Source organism: Exiguobacterium marinum DSM 16307 (genome assembly GCF_000620845.1).
Classification (GTDB): domain Bacteria; phylum Bacillota; class Bacilli; order Exiguobacteriales; family Exiguobacteriaceae; genus Exiguobacterium; species Exiguobacterium marinum.
Genome location: NZ_KK211189.1, coordinates 996,092 through 1,012,125 on the forward strand (window position 1 = coordinate 996,092; position 16,034 = coordinate 1,012,125).

General features: G+C 53.7%; 22 protein-coding genes and 1 other annotated feature. Of the genes, 11 read left to right on the forward strand and 11 right to left on the reverse strand.

The annotated features are described in order from the left end of the window. Positions 1-90 precede the first annotated feature (90 nt). Genes P400_RS0105525 through P400_RS0105535 form a run of 3 tightly spaced genes read left to right on the forward strand, consistent with a single transcriptional unit; the run spans position 91 to position 1,924 of the window. Positions 91-792, forward strand: coding sequence for an ABC transporter ATP-binding protein (locus tag P400_RS0105525; protein ID WP_026825243.1), 702 nt, complete (start codon positions 91-93; stop codon positions 790-792). Then, the gene (locus P400_RS0105530; protein ID WP_026825244.1) at positions 792-1,559 is read left to right on the forward strand and encodes an ABC transporter permease; all 768 of its coding nucleotides are present in this window, start codon (positions 792-794) and stop codon (positions 1,557-1,559) included. The genes P400_RS0105525 and P400_RS0105530 overlap by 1 nt, the downstream gene beginning before the upstream one ends. A 2-nt stretch (positions 1,560-1,561) precedes the next feature. Next, a complete protein-coding gene (locus P400_RS0105535; protein WP_026825245.1) occupies positions 1,562-1,924 on the forward strand; it encodes a VOC family protein in 363 nt (120 codons plus the stop codon). A gap of 41 nt (positions 1,925-1,965) precedes the next feature. Here the strand turns inward: P400_RS0105535 and P400_RS0105540 are convergent, their stop codons facing one another. The 6 genes from P400_RS0105540 to P400_RS14930 form a co-directional block, all read right to left on the reverse strand. Then, positions 1,966-2,430: a hypothetical protein gene (locus tag P400_RS0105540; RefSeq protein ID WP_026825246.1), complete on the reverse strand. Its 465-nt coding sequence runs from the start codon at positions 2,428-2,430 to the stop codon at positions 1,966-1,968. 118 nt (positions 2,431-2,548) lie between these two features. Further along, entirely contained in the window at positions 2,549-3,148 is a 600-nt protein-coding gene (locus P400_RS0105545; protein WP_026825247.1) for a short chain dehydrogenase, read from the reverse strand. A gap of 69 nt (positions 3,149-3,217) precedes the next feature. Continuing rightward, complete coding sequence (locus tag P400_RS0105550) at positions 3,218-3,577, reverse strand: nuclear transport factor 2 family protein (RefSeq protein ID WP_026825248.1); 360 nt, start codon at positions 3,575-3,577, stop codon at positions 3,218-3,220. Beyond that, the gene (locus P400_RS0105555; protein ID WP_026825249.1) at positions 3,574-3,906 is read right to left on the reverse strand and encodes a DMT family transporter; all 333 of its coding nucleotides are present in this window, start codon (positions 3,904-3,906) and stop codon (positions 3,574-3,576) included. Before P400_RS0105555 ends, P400_RS0105550 begins: the two co-directional genes overlap by 4 nt. Positions 3,907-3,917: 11 nt before the next feature. Further along, on the reverse strand, positions 3,918-4,226 hold the full coding sequence (locus P400_RS0105560) for a DMT family transporter (protein ID WP_026825250.1): 309 nt from the start codon (positions 4,224-4,226) through the stop codon (positions 3,918-3,920). A 1-nt stretch (position 4,227) separates the two neighbouring features. Beyond that, on the reverse strand, positions 4,228-4,755 hold the full coding sequence (locus P400_RS14930) for a TetR/AcrR family transcriptional regulator (protein WP_051545947.1): 528 nt from the start codon (positions 4,753-4,755) through the stop codon (positions 4,228-4,230). A gap of 184 nt (positions 4,756-4,939) precedes the next feature. Between P400_RS14930 and P400_RS0105570 the strand changes: the two genes are divergently transcribed. The 7 genes from P400_RS0105570 (at position 4,940) to P400_RS0105600 (ending at position 10,305) form a co-directional block, all read left to right on the forward strand. Further along, positions 4,940-5,227 carry a hypothetical protein gene (locus P400_RS0105570; protein WP_026825251.1) on the forward strand — a complete coding sequence of 96 codons (288 nt, stop codon included), beginning with the start codon at positions 4,940-4,942 and terminating at the stop codon, positions 5,225-5,227. A gap of 5 nt (positions 5,228-5,232) precedes the next feature. Further along, positions 5,233-5,526: a hypothetical protein gene (locus P400_RS0105575; protein WP_026825252.1), complete on the forward strand. Its 294-nt coding sequence runs from the start codon at positions 5,233-5,235 to the stop codon at positions 5,524-5,526. A gap of 237 nt (positions 5,527-5,763) precedes the next feature. Next, entirely contained in the window at positions 5,764-6,774 is a 1,011-nt protein-coding gene (locus tag P400_RS0105580; RefSeq protein ID WP_026825253.1) for a siderophore ABC transporter substrate-binding protein, read from the forward strand. A 9-nt stretch (positions 6,775-6,783) separates the two neighbouring features. Continuing rightward, positions 6,784-7,788, forward strand: coding sequence for an ABC transporter permease (locus P400_RS0105585; RefSeq protein WP_026825254.1), 1,005 nt, complete (start codon positions 6,784-6,786; stop codon positions 7,786-7,788). Next, positions 7,785-8,843, forward strand: coding sequence for an iron chelate uptake ABC transporter family permease subunit (locus tag P400_RS0105590; protein ID WP_026825255.1), 1,059 nt, complete (start codon positions 7,785-7,787; stop codon positions 8,841-8,843). Before P400_RS0105585 ends, P400_RS0105590 begins: the two co-directional genes overlap by 4 nt. Beyond that, entirely contained in the window at positions 8,840-9,592 is a 753-nt protein-coding gene (locus P400_RS0105595; RefSeq protein ID WP_012727166.1) for an iron ABC transporter ATP-binding protein, read from the forward strand. Before P400_RS0105590 ends, P400_RS0105595 begins: the two co-directional genes overlap by 4 nt. Positions 9,593-9,609: 17 nt before the next feature. Beyond that, entirely contained in the window at positions 9,610-10,305 is a 696-nt protein-coding gene (locus tag P400_RS0105600; protein WP_026825256.1) for a ferredoxin reductase domain-containing protein, read from the forward strand. A 3-nt stretch (positions 10,306-10,308) separates the two neighbouring features. On the opposite strand, the gene P400_RS0105605 is transcribed toward P400_RS0105600, so the two are convergent. Then, positions 10,309-10,884, reverse strand: a complete 576-nt coding sequence (locus tag P400_RS0105605; protein ID WP_026825257.1) for an anthranilate synthase component II — start codon at positions 10,882-10,884, stop codon at positions 10,309-10,311. After that, entirely contained in the window at positions 10,881-12,212 is a 1,332-nt protein-coding gene (trpE, locus tag P400_RS0105610) for an anthranilate synthase component I (RefSeq protein ID WP_026825258.1), read from the reverse strand. The genes P400_RS0105605 and trpE overlap by 4 nt, the downstream gene beginning before the upstream one ends. Positions 12,213-12,256: 44 nt before the next feature. On the opposite strand from trpE, the gene P400_RS0105615 reads away from it, so the two are divergent. Further along, positions 12,257-12,835, forward strand: a complete 579-nt coding sequence (locus P400_RS0105615; RefSeq protein ID WP_026825259.1) for a DUF3885 domain-containing protein — start codon at positions 12,257-12,259, stop codon at positions 12,833-12,835. Further along, positions 12,832-13,063 (reverse strand) — a binding site (T-box leader). It overlaps the preceding gene by 4 nt. A gap of 49 nt (positions 13,064-13,112) precedes the next feature. Here P400_RS0105615 and P400_RS14935 read toward each other — a convergent pair. Genes P400_RS14935 through P400_RS0105630 form a run of 3 tightly spaced genes read right to left on the reverse strand, consistent with a single transcriptional unit; the run spans position 13,113 to position 15,936 of the window. Then, positions 13,113-13,379: a hypothetical protein gene (locus P400_RS14935; protein WP_026825260.1), complete on the reverse strand. Its 267-nt coding sequence runs from the start codon at positions 13,377-13,379 to the stop codon at positions 13,113-13,115. Between the two features lie 34 nt (positions 13,380-13,413). Then, entirely contained in the window at positions 13,414-13,698 is a 285-nt protein-coding gene (locus tag P400_RS0105625) for a hypothetical protein (RefSeq protein ID WP_051545948.1), read from the reverse strand. 12 nt (positions 13,699-13,710) lie between these two features. After that, complete coding sequence (locus P400_RS0105630; protein WP_235181825.1) at positions 13,711-15,936, reverse strand: C40 family peptidase; 2,226 nt, start codon at positions 15,934-15,936, stop codon at positions 13,711-13,713. Positions 15,937-16,034 lie beyond the last annotated feature (98 nt).

Consider the following 16,034-nt stretch of genomic DNA (forward strand, 5'->3'; position numbering starts at 1 on the left):
CCTTAATCTGATTATAACCGATTACAGACTGCATTCTTGACCACCTCATCCGCTCTTTTCTGTACACTAGAACTAGGAGGCGAGAGAAGCATGTCAATCATTGAATTCAAAGATGTGAGTCATCAAGACATCCTGCACCATGTGTCCGGGACGTTTCGAGAAGGACGAATCACGACGTTCGTCGGACCGAGCGGCGCCGGCAAGACGACGTGTCTGAAGCATATCAACGGATTGCTATCACCAGACACAGGCACGATTTTATTCAAAGGGGAAGACATCGCGGAGATGGACATCCTCGAGCTACGAAAGAAAATCGGTATGGCGTTCCAAAGTGCGCCGATGATTCAAGGGACGGTGTACGACAACTTGAATCTCCCGAAGGCCATCTTCGACGAGACACTCGACCGCGACCGGGCTGCCGAATTGCTCCATCGCGTCGACTTGAGTGAGGCGTTCCTCGACCAACCCATCAAATCACTGTCGGGTGGGGAACGGAGTCGGGTCGCCATCGCGCGGACGCTCGTCAATAAACCAGACGTGCTCTTGCTCGATGAGATCACGGCGAGCCTTGATTACCGGACGGTGAAAGAGATCGAGCGACTCATCCGAAAACTGCAACAATCGTACGGTGTGACCGTCATCTGGATCACCCATGACCTTGATCAGGCGCGGCGGGTAAGTGACGACATGTGGTTTTTGAAAGATGGGGAATTGCTTGCGTATGGGGACGCATCGTTCATCGATGAGTCGGACGATCCCGTCATCCAACAATTCGTCAGGGGGGAAGATTGATGTCATATATTGAACTCGCGACGGCGCTCATCTTCGTCGTCATCCCACTCGCCTTGACGCTCGTCCTAAAACTCGGACTCGAGCGTGATATTATCATCGCGACCGTCCGCTCCATCATTCAACTGTTGATCATCGGCTATATCTTGACGTTCGTCTTTGAGAGCGACAGTCCCATCTTCATGCTGTTGATGATTTTACTCATGATTGTCGCCGCGACACAAAACATCCGACGAAAAGGGGACGGGATTCCGGGCATCATGTGGATCATCGTCTTGACACTCGTGACGATCGAAACGCTGACGATGGGACTCCTGCTCGGGCTCGGCATCATCCCATTCGAGCCGGAAAAGGTCATTCCGATCAGCGGGATGGTCATCGGGAACAGCATGGTGTTATCACTCCTGTTCTTGAACAAGTTCAAAGACGAGGTCGAGCGGAGTGACGACGTCATTGAACTCATTCTTTCACTCGGCGGCACACCAAAAGTGGCCATCGACAATAGCTTGAAGAATGCGATTCGCACGAGCATGATCCCGACCGTCGAGGCTCAAAAGACGATGGGGCTCGTCCAGCTACCGGGGATGATGAGCGGTCTCATCATTGGGGGAGCCGACCCGATGGAAGCGGTTTTGTATCAACTCTTGATCCTCTTCTTGATTTTGACGACCGCCTCGATCTCGGCGACGCTCGTCGGCTATCTGGCGTACCCGCGTTTGTTCAACGAGAAGATGCAGTATATCGGACTGACCTATCGGAAGGGGAAATGAGCATGATCACAGGGATTCATCATGTCCAGCTCACGATTCCAATTGGAGCGGAGCGAGAGGCGAAGGCGTTCTATTGTGAGTTTCTCGGTCTACGTGAAATCGAGAAGCCGGAGTCACTGAAAGGACGTGGCGGATTTTGGCTTCAGGTCGGCGACCGTTCCGTCCATGTCGGGGCAGAGGACGACGTGGAACGACAGAAGACGAAAGCGCATATCGCATACGCGATGACGGATTTAGGTCATTGGAAGGAAGCGCTTCGAGAGAACGAGATTTCTTACTCCGAAGGCATCCCGATTCCAGGATACGACCGATTCGAGTTCAGAGACCCGTTCGGCAATCGGGTCGAGATGATTCAACCGCTCTGACGAAAGGGAGCATCCATTGCGGATGCTCCCTTTGTCGTTCTTCAAGAAATACCGAACAGGCGAGTCACTTGCTCCCATTCGGACGGATAGGCGTTGCTGCCATGATGCTCGTGAATGAGTGTCCCGTTCGTGTATACGCTGAGATTCCACTGTGTACCGTCTAGCGTGCGAATCCCTTCGAGTTCTTCGAAAACGGTTGGCCACCAATTCGTTCCAAGCAGATGAAACGCGACACGCATCTGTTTCGCTTCCTCGCCCTCGTAGTATTCGAATTCAAAGGGCTCGGTGATTGACGTATCGGACCGATCAATGTGTCGAAGGACGGTGCCCCTCTCAAAAAAGGTGATTGTACTCACATCATACGTGCCGAACCCACCGACGCGGAAGATGACCTCGATCATCGATTCCTGAGGACGACCGATCGCCTGTAAGGCGCGCTTTTGGAGCGGATGTTCGACGAAAGAAGAGGGAATGTGATAAAGGGCGCGAAACGTTTTGTCTTTCATGAAACTTCAACCTTTCCCGGGTATAAGATGCCCCGAGTATAGCGGAATCTTCCGGACGAGGGAGATAAAATAAAGTGTAAGGTACGAAAAAAGCACCTCTTGAAGAGATGCTTCGTTGTTAGTAGACTTCGTACGTCTGTCCGGTCTGCGCGCCTTCGACGCTTTTCACATAGGCGAGGGCGACCCGTTCACCCGGTACCGCCGCGTAGCCTCGGAAATACGGGCCGTACGCATCGAGCGCTTCGACGAGGACGTTCGGGCTGACGTTGTTGATACGGATGCCCCGTGGCATCTCAATCGCCGCACCGGTCACGAATCCTTTGATGGCGCCGTTCGCGAGTGCCGCTGATGCGCCCTCCTTGATCGGGTCGTCCATCAAGATTCCGCTCGTCAATGTAAAGCTGCCGCCATCGTTCACATAATCGAGCCCGAGAAGGACGAGGTTGACCTGTCCTTTGATCTTGCTGTCGATACTCTTCTGATTATCTGCCGGCGTCATCTCGGAAAGCGGACCGAAATGCGTGCTGCCCGCCGTACTGATGACCGCGTCGACCCGTCCGACCGTCTCATACATCTGGCGGATGCTGTCTTCAGAAGTGAGGTCGACTTGCACGTCTGCCCCGTTACGCCCAGCCCGGATGATCGTATGTGTTTTCTCCAACTCTTTTGCGACGGTCTGACCGACCGTGCCGCTTGCCCCAACGAGTAAAATTTTCATAAAGAAACTGCCCCTTTCGTCACGCTTGGATTCCACTTCAGAGTAGCGGAAGATGAGGACGTTCGGCAATCAAGTTGCCTCTTTCGGGACGACCGTACCTTGATGAAATCGCATCTTCCAACGCCCGTCCACGAATACCCAAATCGAGCTGCGGCGTGTTTCGCGCTTCAATATCGGTTGAACGAGATGGTACGTCACCAAAACGTGACCTTCCGTCAACGGATGCAGCGTGAATTCGGATAACACCGCCTCAATCGGGTCGAGCTGGAGTGTCGTCTGATTCCAATCTTGATACAGGATCCGTCCCGAGCTACCGATTTCAAAGAAGTCTTCGGTCAACAGTTCACGCAATCGCTCCGTCGACTGCCTGACTTCCGTCGTGAGTAACGCTTCTTCTAGTGTTTGAAGATAATCTACCAACTCGTTCATGTCACGACTTCCTCTCTTTGTTGATTCATCACGATGACGCCGAGGACGATCAACAAGAGACCGATGGCGTTTAGTGTGGAGAGAACTTCCCCGTACACGAACACCCCGATGAGCCCCGTCGCCACCGTGCCGAGCCCGGCCCAGATGCTATAAGCGATACTGAGGGGAATCGTCTTCAACACGTTGCCCATGAGGGTGAACGAGGCGGCGAAACTGACCAAGAGGATGGCACTCGGTACGAGGTTCGTGAATCCATCCGACAGCTTCAACATCGACGTCCCGAGTACCTCAAATCCGATAGAAAAGAACAGTAAAAGATAGGCTTTCATTTCGATTCACCTCACACTTTCATGAAGACGAGCCCGATGATGACGAGCCCGATCCCCGCAATTTTTTGACGACTGATTTGTTCCCGGAAGACGACGAATCCGATCACCGCCGTGAGTGCCGTCCCGACCCCGCTCCAAAATGCATATGCGAAGCTGAGCGGAATGGTGAAGAGGGCAAGTGACAACAAATAAAATGCCGTCCCATAACCGAAGGCGACCCCGAGAATCGGAAGTCGGCTCGTCGAGGTGGCGTTCACTTTCAACATGCTCGACCCGAACAGTTCTGAGGCGATGGCCCCGATCAAATAGATGAATCCCATATTACGAACCTCCTTGAACCAACTCGTCACATGCCTCCCGAATGAGTGTCGCCGCACGGTCCTTGAACGATTCGCTATACCCATACAAGACAGCGAACCAAAAGCCGTCACAGAGGAGACGAAGTTTTAAAATCGCATCCTGGTCCGGTCCATCTGCAGCGAATCGCTCGTTCCAACCGGTCGACACGTCACTCCAGATCGACTCGCTCGTCGCATCTTCTTGTGAGGAGATAAAGACGGCGACGAGGTCCGTGTCCCCGTGATCAACATCCTCCAACGTCGCGAGGGCATAGGCACGGGTAAATGAATATGGACCGTCCGATAGATGGGCGGTGATTCGTTTCTCGAACGTCTCGATGGCGAATTCGTTCATCTGACGCAATAAGTTGGCCTTATTGTCGAAATGATAGAGGACCCCGGCTTTCGTGATTCCTGCTTTCGTCGCCAATCGTTCGAGCGACAACTGACTGATTCCGTCTTCTCGAATCATCTGGGCGGCAGTCTGTAGCAACAATTGTTTTTTACTCATCCGATCACACCTCTCTTTACTTTACTGACCGTTCAGTAAAGTTAGTTTATCAAAATTTGAAAGGGGTTGTCGAGATAGAACGTTGATGGAATAATCAGGGAAAAGGGGGGCGTGACATGGGTTCACATTTGATACATCTCTTCATTGCAAATGAGATGGTCAGACGGAAGCGGGAGATGCGCGTATGAACAAGCGATACGCACCGTTATATGCGACGCTCGAACTATTTATTTTGACAATCATCACTTTCTTCACGCTGAACGGCCGAGTGTTTCCGAACCTCGATTTGATGACGGTCATCTGGGTATATCTCGCGATTGACATCGCCTTGTTCGCCACGTTGATTTGGGGATTCTTCACGAAGGATCGAATCATTAAAATCTACACGCTGCTTGCGACAATCGGATTGATGATTCCATTGTCGATTTGGATTTTCCTGTTGCTGTTGGCGAACGGGATCTCGGAGGTATGAGTGGAATGGAACTGCCTAAACCAACTCCATTTTTGATGCGCCGCGTGCCGTTTTTCATCTTGTATGCCCTTTGCGGTCCGCTTGCGCTTCTCATCTTGATTATTTACTGGCGAGACACACCGACTAACGATCGAGGACCGTATTTATTTTTCTCGGTCGTGTTCTCGCTGTTCTTCATCACGAAAATCATACCGGACGGATTATTGAGGATCGTGATTTTCTCAGCGACGTATACGTTCGTCTTATTCGTCACATACATCATTCTCGATCGAAAACGAAATCGTAATGACAATGAGTAACTTTGAAAGTGGACCTCTCCGCTTTCTTTTTTTGTGCGTGCATCTATGGAAAGAAAAATTTTCCTATCCGAATCTTGTCAAATTGGCATTGCGTATCCTAATTTTGTTTGTTATGCTACTTGATGAAAACGACAATGATAATCATTATCACTGACAACGAGAGCGCGATACTAGACATACATAACCAACGCGACTCGTTCTAGATATGAGAATCATTGAACTTTACATACAGAGGAGATGGATGAAGTGGGGAAATTCAAGATTTCACTCATGTTGACGTTGCTCGTCTTCGTACTCGCCGCATGTGGCGGAACGAGTGAGACGAAGAAAGAAGAGAACGTCGGCAGCGCAACAAAGACAGAGACGGTCGAGATTACGGATGCACATGGCACGATCGAGGTACCGGTCAATCCGGAGAAGGTCGTCGCCCTCGATAACCGGACGTTCGAAACATTGGCAGCATGGGACATCGACTTGGTGGCGGCACCAATCGGACTCCTTCCAGCGGAGTCACCATATGCATCAGACAAAGACATCAGTGATGTCGGCATGCACTTCGAGCCGAACTTAGAGGCGATTGCGGGAGTTGACCCAGACGTCGTCATCGTCGGTCAACGCTTCGCGGATTACTACGAGGACATCAAAAAGTTGGTACCGGAAGCGGCGGTCATCGATTTGAACATCGAAATCCCAGAAGATTCAGGCACACCGGGTGAGATTTTAGTCAAAGGATTGACAGACACGACGCTCACACTCGGAAAAATCTTTGACAAAAACACAGAAGCCGAAACGATCGTCGCTGACCTCGACAAGTCGATTGAAGACGCGAAAGCGGCATACAACGGAAAAGATACAATCATGTCAGTCATCGTATCGGGCGGAGACATCGGGTTCTCAGCACCGGTAACGGGACGCGTGTTCGGACCGATGTACGACATCTTCGGATGGGTCCCAGCCCTTGAAGTCGAGAAGACGACAGGTGACCACGAAGGTGACGAAGTATCCGTCGAAGCCATCGCGGAAAGCAATCCGGACTGGTTGTTCGTCCTCGACCGTGACGCACCACTCGGTGACGCGGAAGGCGCAGTACCAGCCGAAGACGTGATCGACAACGCACCGGCGCTTCAAAAGACGACGGCTGTGACGAAAGAGCAAATCGTCTATGCCCCGAAAGACACGTACTTGAACGAATCGATTCAAACGTACGCGGAATTCTTCAACAGTGTCACGGAAGCGCTCGCGAAGTAAGGTTCCGTCATGCAAAAACCATTGACAGCCAGGGTTGAGACGATGTCTCAGCCCTCCTTTTCTAGATTGTGGACGAAGTCGTTCGTATTCACCGTGATCATCGTCCTCGGTTTGGCGGTGCTGTCGCTCTTTACCGGGGTGTACGATCTGTCACGGACAGACGGCTTCGATATGTTTTGGATCACCCGAGTCCCACGGACGGTCGCCCTCATGCTGACGGGTGCGGCGATGGCGATGGCGGGGCTCGTCATGCAGCTCATCACGCAAAACCGTCTCGTCGAGCCGACGACGACGGGGACGCTCGAATGGGCGGGTCTCGGACTGCTCACTGTTTACTTACTCGTACCGGCACCGAGCCTCATGATGCGGATGACCGGGGCAATCGTCTTCGCATTCATCGGGACGATGGTCTTCTTCTGGTTCTTACGTTCGGTCAAACTCCGATCATCGCTCATCGTGCCAATCATCGGGCTCATGTTAGGGGCGGTCATCTCCGCCATCTCGACGTTCCTCGGTCTTTTCTTCCGGGCAAGCCAGGCAATCGAGGGTTGGTTCGTCGGTTCGTTCGCCTCGGTGCAAATCGGGCGCTACGAGTATCTATGGGTCATCATCGTCGTGACGGTGCTCATCTTTTTACTGGCGAATCGCTTGACGCTCGCGGGCCTCGGGGAAGACATCGCGACGAGTCTCGGCGTGAACTATAACCAGCTCATGATGATGGCGACGGGGCTGATCGCCTTATCGGTCGGTGTCGTGGCGACGGTCATCGGGAATTTGCCGTTCCTTGGACTCATCGTTCCGAACCTCGTCTCGATGTTCCGCGGGGATGATTTGCGAAGCAACCTGCCATGGGTCTGTCTTGTCGGGATGGGTGCGATTCTCGTCAGTGACTTGATCTCACGGACGATCATCATGCCGTTCGAGCTCCCGGTCTCCCTCATTCTCGGGACGGTCGGGGCAGTCGTCTTCATCATGATCTTAATGCGACAACGGAAGAAGGGAGGGGTTCGATGAGTACGGTCATGGAACGAGACGGTGTCGACGTATCAATTGGGGAATTGACAGAAGAACGTCACGCCTTGGCGTTTCAATCGAAACGGGCGAGCAGGCGCTATTGGCTCTTCTTAAGTGCCTTCATTCTCGGCGGACTGTTGTGTGCGCTCGGACTTCTCCTTTATAACAATCCGGTCCCGATGGACTCCCCGTCATTCGTGCCGGTCGTGGAACGGCGGATCGTCGCCATCGTCACGATGCTGATTGCGGCCCTCTGTCAAAGTCTCGCGACGGTCGCGTTCCACTCCGTGACGAACAACCGTATCATCACCCCGTCGCTGCTCGGGTTCGACGCGCTCTACTCGACAATCCAGACGAGCATGGTGTTCTTCTTCGGGGCAGGGGCATTGATTGGATTTTCGGGAACGGGCGCCTTCTTGATCCAAGTCGGTCTCATGGTGACGATGAGTCTTCTCCTCTACGGATGGCTCTTGTCAGGCAAATACGCCAACTTGCAGCTCATGCTGCTCGTCGGGATCATCATCGGGACGGGACTGAACTCGGTGTCGTCGTTCATGCGCCGCATGCTCGCTCCGTCCGAGTTCGATATCCTGCAAGCGCGGCTGTTCGGTTCGGTGACGAATGCCGACGTGGCGTACTTCCCCATCGTCATTCCAATTGTCGTCATCGCCGGGACACTCTTGTTCCTGTTCTCGAATCGATTGAATATCGTCGCACTCGGCAAGGACGTCGCGACGACGTTCGGGGTGAACCATCGGAGGAGCGTCATCTACACGCTCGTCCTCATCTCACTCCTCATGTCGGTCTCGACAGCGCTCATCGGACCGCTCACGTTCTTCGGATTTTTAGTCGCGACGCTCAGCTATCAGGTCGCCTCGACGTATGATCATAAATACGTCTTTCCGATGGCGTTCGCCCTAGGGTTCTTCGTCCTGACGAGCGCGTATTTCTTTATGTATCACATATTCCAGACGCCAAGTGTCGTCTCCGTCATCATCGAACTGTTCGGCGGACTCATCTTCTTGGCCGTCATTCTAAGGAAGAGGTCGCTATGATTCAAATCGAACAAGTCAAAAAATCGTATACAGACGACGTCCACATCGGACCGCTCACGCTCGACATCCCGAAAGCCGGGTTCACCTCATTGATTGGACCGAACGGGGCGGGCAAGTCGACGACGCTCATGATGATCGGACGGTTGCTCAACTTAGACGAGGGACAGATCCAAGTCGCCGGCATGGACGTGTCGAGCACGAAGTCGAAAGACTTGGCGAAAATCATCACCATCCTGCGTCAAGAGAACCACTTCGTGACAAGGCTCACGGTCCGGCAACTCGCCGGGTTCGGGCGTTTCCCGTACTCGAAAGGACGCCTCACAAAAGAGGACGAGGCGATCATCTCGAAATATATCGACTTCCTCGACTTGACCGCGCTCGAGAACCGCTATCTCGACGAGCTCTCAGGGGGACAAAGGCAGCGTGCGTATGTGGCGATGGTGCTCTGTCAGGAGACGGAATACGTCCTCCTCGATGAGCCGCTCAACAACTTGGACATCGCCCGTTCGGTACAGATGATGGAGTATTTACGCCACGTCGCCGATGAGTTCGGACGGACAATCGTCACGGTGCTCCACGATATCAACTTTGCGGCGAAATATTCGGATCGCATCTGTGCGATGAAAGACGGACAGATTGCTGCGTTTGGAACGGTCGATGAAATCATGGACGCGAAGATTCTATCCGATATTTTTGAGACGAAACTGGAAATCATCGAAGGTCCGTATGGGCCAATTGCGGTGTATTAACGAAAGGGAGGATTCACATGAAAATTGACTGGACACCGATCACCAAAGTAGTGGCGGAGGCACCGGATACATACACGTTCCATCTCGCCTTGCCACCTGAATTTACGTGGCAGGAAGGGGCGCACACGCATCTCGCGCTCGAAGGGTTCAACGCCGGGGACAAGCCGGACCGGAGCCTCGTACGCCATATGTCGATCTCGACGTTGCCAAACGAAGGGGCAATCGGGATTACGACCCGCATCAAATCCGAATGCTCGACGTTTAAATCGATCCTTCGCGACATGGTACCGGGAGACAAGGTCGCCTTGTTCAAGACACATTCGAACGTCCCGCTCGAACGGAGCGGGAAGAATGTCTACTTGTTATCGGCTGGGGTCGGACTCGCGACATTCCGTCCGGTCGTCCTCGACTATTTGGCGAACGGGGAAGGCGTCCCGCATCTTCATTCGTTGAACGTCGATTCGTCGAAGGCGTATCTATTCGGTGACATCTTCGAATCGAACGAATGCTTCACATCAGAGTTCGTTCCGAGTCGGAAAGACTACTACGAACGCGTGGAGATGATGGCATCCGACAAGGACGCCTTGTTCTACATCGTCGGCAGTGACGAACTGTTGCGCGAGACGATCCACGTACTCCGGACGAACGGGGTGGCATGTGACAATATCAAGATCGACAAGCATGATTTTCAGCGGGAAGACTTTTTAGGCTGACACTCAAACCGGGGACACGTGCCCCGGTTTTTTCGTGCACAGTTGGACGAAGCGCTCGAAGATGCTACGTCCGTCCGGTGTACCGATCGACTCGGGGTGGAACTGGACACCGTACGTCGGATGGTTCGGGTGTTCGAGTGCCATGATGACACCGTCTGTCGTCTCGGCCGTGACTGTCAGTTCGGTCTCTTGTACGACGAGCGAGTGATAGCGCATGACGTCCATCGACAATCCTTCGAAGAGGACACCAGGAACCGTATTGATCCGTGAGACTTTACCATGCATCACCTCGTTCGCCCGTCCGACATTCCCCCCGAACGCCTTGGCGATGACCTGATGGCCGAGACAGACCCCGAGAATCGGGATGTAGCCGGACAATTGTCGAACGACCGCGAGTGAGACACCGGCATCTTGTGGACCGCCGGGACCGGGAGAAAGGATGATGCCACTCGGGTTCATGCGACGGATTTCTTCTATAGTATGTTCGTCGTTCCGAATGACACAGACGTCACTGAAGCGGGCGACGTCCTGATAGACGTTATACGTGAACGAATCGTAATTGTCGATGAGGAGAATCATGCGAACACCTCCAATAGGGATTTGGCTTTGTGCAACGTTTCTTCATATTCCGATACCGGGTCTGAGTCATAGACGATGCCGGCACCGGCTTGAACATGGGCCGTGTCACCTTGGACGACCATCGTCCGGATGGCGAGGGCGAAGTCGAATCCGCCGCGGACGTCGAGATAGCCGACCGCCCCGGCGTAAACTTCTCGTTTCACCGTCTCGAGCTCGTCAATCAACTGCATCGCCCGAATCTTTGGAGCCCCGGAGACAGTACCGGCCGGAAGACAGGCACGGAGCGCATCGATCGGGGTCACATCGTCACGTAAATCCCCTTCGACTTCCGAGACGAGATGCATCACGTTTTTGAATCGTTCGAGCTCGATGTGTTTCGGGATAGTGACCGTGCCGACTTTGGCGACCCGCCCGATATCGTTCCGTCCGAGGTCGAGGAGCATCCGGTGCTCGGCGAGTTCCTTCTCATCTTGAAGGAGTGACTCCGCGTGACGCATGTCTTCCTCGACGGTCTTCCCACGAGGGCGTGTCCCGGCAATCGGATTCGTCGTCACTTTGCCGTTCTCGACGCGGACGAGACTCTCCGGGGAGGCCCCGAGGACGATTGCTTCCCCGAGGTCGATATAGAACAAGTACGGACTCGGATTTTGTTTCCGTAGCGTCCGATAAAAGTGGAACGGGTCCCCGGTGAACGTCGCGTCGATTCGTTGCGACAAGACGAGTTGGAACACCTCGCCTGCGAGGATTGCCTCTTTCGCCTGGAGCACACGGTCGATGAATTCATCCTTCGGTGTCAAAATCTGCTCGCTCGTCCGGACGACCGGTTCGAGGGCGTGCGTCTCCGGTGTCTCGAGCTGTACACGGATGGACTCAAGTCGCATCGTAGCATCCGTCTCACTCGTATCAAGCAAGATGACCTGTTCTTCGAGGTGGTCGTATAAGACGACCGTCTCATAGCGCTGGAAGAGGGCGTCTGGCAAATCACGCGTCACGATCGGCGTGTTCGGGATTGGTTCATATACGCGAAGCAAGTCGTAGCCGATATAGCCGACGGCACCGCCGATGAACGGGTATGGGGCAGTGAAGTCGTCACGAGTAATGCGTTTTGACAGGGCATGGAGCGGGTCGTCCGCATAGACCGTCCCCGTTGCATCCGTCACGTCGTTCCCATCGACCCGGATCGTCTCGACCGGGTTCGCCGCGATGATGGAGTAGCGACCGTGCTTGCCTTCCGCGCGACTTTCGAGTAATACCTTTCGTTCACCTTGCAGTCGGTGGAAGATTGCCACCGGTGTGAGTTCGTCGCCATTGATCATAAGTTGTTGCATTGAAAGAACCTCCTTATAATTGTGAGTAGAAAGGGGATGCATATATGTCAGTCTTACGACCGGACCAATTTTCAGGTGAAGCGTTGACCGAGCATATCGAACTCGAGGACACGCTGTCACCTTACGTTGATATCAAATCTGATGAACTGAATTTTGAGTATTTTGAGGCTGTCGTTCGTCATGCCCAGCAATTGTTTGATGCGTTGTTCGAAGAGGGCGACCCCATCCGGATCGTTTGGCATGTATATGGACAACCCGTCAAACCGACCCGTCTGTTCTGTTATATCCGAGACAAATCGGTGCGCTTCAAGACGACCGCCACATCGTGCATGTTCGATGACGAACCGTTATGGATGTTCACCGTGCCGATAGCGGACAAGTCCGCAATCCGTGTGCGACCACTCCTCGAGGCGATTTGTTATCGAGATTTTTATAGAAAATCGAAACCTCGTTTGAACGGTCAATATACGACGTATCCGTTCGTTCAGTTCATCCACGAACGAGAGGGGCACGTCTTGTTCGTATACGATGACCGCGGTGCGTATATCCGTGGTACCTCACCAGCCCACCTCCAATCGCTCAAACAAAAAATCTCCCCGCCCCGCATGCCCGATCGGACATGAAGGACGAGGAGATTCCCCGTGTTGCCACCTTCGTTGAAAGACGCCTTGTCTTCCCACTCATCGCGAACCATCATTCGCTGTCCCCGATAACGGGAGGACCCGTCAGAGCCTACATGTCGGTCTGAACGCTCAAAAGCCCATTCGCGCAAGGTACGACACCGGTTCGCATCGACCACCGGCTTTCTGAAGACGTCCCTTCGCGCTACTCTTCTTTCTCATCGCGAGTTCGTATGAATGTTATCGTTACTTTAACGGGATAAAGATGCATTGTCAAGCATCATTTGACCGAAGGGTGCTCCACCTGACGTTTGCCGATGAACGTGAACGTGATCCCCAACGCCAGGAGGGGAAGGAACCACCACTTTGTAAAGAAGAAGAGGGTGCCCCGATACATGAACCACTCCATGCCCCAGTAGGCAATCAGCGTGATCAAGGGAGCGATAGACAAGCGCTTCAGGCGCAGTGCGATGGCGACCCCTAGTCCGATTGTCAACGTTGGGACGATCACGAGTTGCCATAGGAACGGGTCGATATAGTGAAACATGGAGTGTCCTCCTTTAATGATGAATCACGACACATCAGGCAGATTTCGATGTTTTGCGTGGGCCGACGAGCACGAACGAGACGAAGAGCGAGAAGAATGCGTTGATGATTGTGAATGAACTGAACGACTCTATACTCAAGAAGCTCTCGTTGTAATACACCATCGCCATCATTTTTTCGATGATTCCATTCAATAGGAAGGTCACAACCGGACCAATCCAGAACCGTTTCGTTCTCCAAGCAGTTAGGACACCGATCCCGATCGTCGAAATCGGGACAATGACGAGCTGCCAAACAAGCGGATCAATAAACTCAAACATGGAGATTCCTCCTTATAACGATTTGTACCCGAGGAAGTACGGACGCCACATCGGGTCGTGCACCGAGTTGATTTGAAGCATCTCGCCCCCGGCATGGATGAAGAACTCGTCATCGAGCATGATGCCGATATGGGACGGACCGGATTTGTACGTGCCGGCGAAGAAGATGATATCCCCGCGACGACCATTCGTGACGCCCGTCCGTTTGTTCTTGAAGTGTCCGCTATACCAATAGCCCGACACGTTCGTGCGACCGCCGACTTTACCGGCCTGGTTCGTCGCATAATGGATGAGACCGGAACAGTCGAACCCACCGTTCAGCGGTGACTGCGAGCCCCATGTGTATGGTGTCCCGAGATGTTTCACGGCTGCGTTGATCAGACGCTCTTTTTGCGAGGTGTCGCGTTTCTTCAACAAGGCATCCTGTTTGATGCGGACGTCTTTTGTCTTGACGTAGACGGGGCGCCAGTCGTACTGGATGAGATACGAGTCGCCACTCTTCCCACGTGGGTAGATGCGACGTCCGGCATCGAGATACCCGATCGGACGCGTGTCGTTCGGGTTGGCATAGAACGGTGTCTTTTTCGTCGTCCCGTAGTGGGCGGCCGTATAGACGCTCGCCGGCTGGATCGCCTTCGGTTTCGTCTCGGCGATATACGGGTTCAACACGTAGACGCGTTTCCCGGACGGAAGACGGACGTGCCAGAAATCGGCATCGATCGAGCGAAGTCCGACGAGTTTCGTCCCACGCGGCAATGTGCCGGCCGGACGACCATACGCGACGTCAGCCGAGAAGTACGGCGTCCCGTTGAATTGCGTATAGAAGACCGTGCCCGCCTTTGGTTTCGCGGTCGGTTTCGAGACGGCAAGGTAGCCGGTCGCGACGTAACGATACGTCCCGTTCAGACGGATGCGTGTGTAATACCCACTCGTCCCGAACGTTTCGACGACTTGCCCACGTTTCAAGGAACCGACTTGTTTCACGACAGACGTCGAGGCGTATACTTCGACCTCATCATAGCGACTGTATCGCTTCCCCGTCGACTCGAAGCGAGGCGGTTTTTTTGTACTCGTCACGCTCGTCGGGATGAAGTAGTAGTTGCCTTTCGTGAAGATGCGGGTATAGTTGCCCTTCGTCCCGTAAATGCTGACGAGTTGTCCGCGCTTCAGGCTGAGGGACGTCTTCGACGACAGGACCGTTCGGGCATAAATCGACGTATCTTTCGTGATATACCGTTGTCCCGTCTTCAGCGGTGCCGGTTTCGTCGTGCCGAGCGATTTCGTCTCGACGAACAGGAACTGACCGCGCGTAAAGATGCGTGTGAAGTCATCGTCCGTCCCGTAGACGCTGACGAGCTGACTTCGTTTCAGCGACCCGACGACTTGTTTCTTGTCCGTATCTTGATAGATGTTGATCGCGCTGAGCGCATAGCGGCTACCCGTCTTCGTGTAGCGTGGCATCTTGTCCGCGAGCATGTCGCGCTTCATATAGACGTAAGCCCCGTCCTTGAAGAGGCGGGCCATGTCTCCGACGGTGCCGTATACGCTCGTCTTGTCACCGCGGACGAGGGAGTCAATCGTCTTTCCGGTCGCATCGGTGTAAGGAGATGTCGTCAAGACGAACTGGGTGCCCGTCTTGATCGGACGTGTGCTCGTCGTATCAAAGGCGACATAGCCGTAGCCGTCCGCCGTCTCGATGCGAATCATCGAACCGACGACAAAACCGTCGAGCGTCTGCCCGGGTTCGAGCTCGGCGATTTTGTCCCCGTCTGGCGCAGACAAGACGACCGCACCCACTTTGGCGTAACGGGTCACCGTCTCTGGTGGCGTCTCGCCGAGTGCGTCACGGGCGACATACGTCCCGTCCGTCGTGAGAAGACGATCACCTTCGATGTCGAAGACGTCGACCGCTGTCCCGATGGCGAGTGTCGCGACCGGATTGCCGGCAGCATCGAGCGCATCAGTTTCTGTTTGGATGTAACGTGTGACGGCGTGCACCAAGGCGTCATTTCGGACGAATCCGTTTTGCGCGTCGACCGTGACTGACGTATGCGTCTCGGTCACGTTATGGATCTCGACTCGTTGCGGCTCATCCGTCACGAGCAGGACGATCGATTCCTCCGGGTCGGCATAGAGGGTCGTGCCGGCACGAAGCATGGCATCTGACCCGACCGCTTGAGCGGGGAGTGTCCAAGAGAATGTAAAGAGTAAGAGCAAACTGAAGATTCGTTTCAACATTTCCACCTCGATTCATGAAATTTACAGTTTTTAGTATATATGTAGTCGATGTGAAATAGGTTGCATATTTCGATAAGAGGGAAATGATTGAGTCATTC

What these genes read in the sequence shown, in the direction of transcription:
- P400_RS0105555 (WP_026825249.1), bottom strand. Translation starts at nt 3,906, where the DNA reads ATGAAAGCCTATCTTTTACTGTTCTTTTCTATCGGATTTGAGGTACTC.
- P400_RS0105625 (WP_051545948.1), bottom strand. Translation starts at nt 13,698, where the DNA reads ATGTTTGAGTTTATTGATCCGCTTGTTTGGCAGCTCGTCATTGTCCCG.
- P400_RS0105595 (WP_012727166.1), top strand. Translation starts at nt 8,840, where the DNA reads ATGATTCAAATCGAACAAGTCAAAAAATCGTATACAGACGACGTCCAC.
- P400_RS0105525 (WP_026825243.1), top strand. Translation starts at nt 91, where the DNA reads ATGTCAATCATTGAATTCAAAGATGTGAGTCATCAAGACATCCTGCAC.
- P400_RS0105585 (WP_026825254.1), top strand. Translation starts at nt 6,784, where the DNA reads ATGCAAAAACCATTGACAGCCAGGGTTGAGACGATGTCTCAGCCCTCC.
- P400_RS0105540 (WP_026825246.1), bottom strand. Translation starts at nt 2,430, where the DNA reads ATGAAAGACAAAACGTTTCGCGCCCTTTATCACATTCCCTCTTCTTTC.
- P400_RS0105580 (WP_026825253.1), top strand. Translation starts at nt 5,764, where the DNA reads ATGGATGAAGTGGGGAAATTCAAGATTTCACTCATGTTGACGTTGCTC.
- P400_RS0105545 (WP_026825247.1), bottom strand. Translation starts at nt 3,148, where the DNA reads ATGAAAATTTTACTCGTTGGGGCAAGCGGCACGGTCGGTCAGACCGTC.
- P400_RS0105600 (WP_026825256.1), top strand. Translation starts at nt 9,610, where the DNA reads ATGAAAATTGACTGGACACCGATCACCAAAGTAGTGGCGGAGGCACCG.
- P400_RS0105605 (WP_026825257.1), bottom strand. Translation starts at nt 10,884, where the DNA reads ATGATTCTCCTCATCGACAATTACGATTCGTTCACGTATAACGTCTAT.
- P400_RS14935 (WP_026825260.1), bottom strand. Translation starts at nt 13,379, where the DNA reads ATGTTTCACTATATCGACCCGTTCCTATGGCAACTCGTGATCGTCCCA.
- P400_RS0105570 (WP_026825251.1), top strand. Translation starts at nt 4,940, where the DNA reads ATGAACAAGCGATACGCACCGTTATATGCGACGCTCGAACTATTTATT.
- P400_RS0105630 (WP_235181825.1), bottom strand. Translation starts at nt 15,936, where the DNA reads ATGTTGAAACGAATCTTCAGTTTGCTCTTACTCTTTACATTCTCTTGG.
- P400_RS0105530 (WP_026825244.1), top strand. Translation starts at nt 792, where the DNA reads ATGTCATATATTGAACTCGCGACGGCGCTCATCTTCGTCGTCATCCCA.
- P400_RS14930 (WP_051545947.1), bottom strand. Translation starts at nt 4,755, where the DNA reads ATGAGTAAAAAACAATTGTTGCTACAGACTGCCGCCCAGATGATTCGA.
- P400_RS0105560 (WP_026825250.1), bottom strand. Translation starts at nt 4,226, where the DNA reads ATGGGATTCATCTATTTGATCGGGGCCATCGCCTCAGAACTGTTCGGG.
- trpE (WP_026825258.1), bottom strand. Translation starts at nt 12,212, where the DNA reads ATGCAACAACTTATGATCAATGGCGACGAACTCACACCGGTGGCAATC.
- P400_RS0105615 (WP_026825259.1), top strand. Translation starts at nt 12,257, where the DNA reads ATGTCAGTCTTACGACCGGACCAATTTTCAGGTGAAGCGTTGACCGAG.
- P400_RS0105550 (WP_026825248.1), bottom strand. Translation starts at nt 3,577, where the DNA reads ATGAACGAGTTGGTAGATTATCTTCAAACACTAGAAGAAGCGTTACTC.
- P400_RS0105575 (WP_026825252.1), top strand. Translation starts at nt 5,233, where the DNA reads ATGGAACTGCCTAAACCAACTCCATTTTTGATGCGCCGCGTGCCGTTT.
- P400_RS0105535 (WP_026825245.1), top strand. Translation starts at nt 1,562, where the DNA reads ATGATCACAGGGATTCATCATGTCCAGCTCACGATTCCAATTGGAGCG.
- P400_RS0105590 (WP_026825255.1), top strand. Translation starts at nt 7,785, where the DNA reads ATGAGTACGGTCATGGAACGAGACGGTGTCGACGTATCAATTGGGGAA.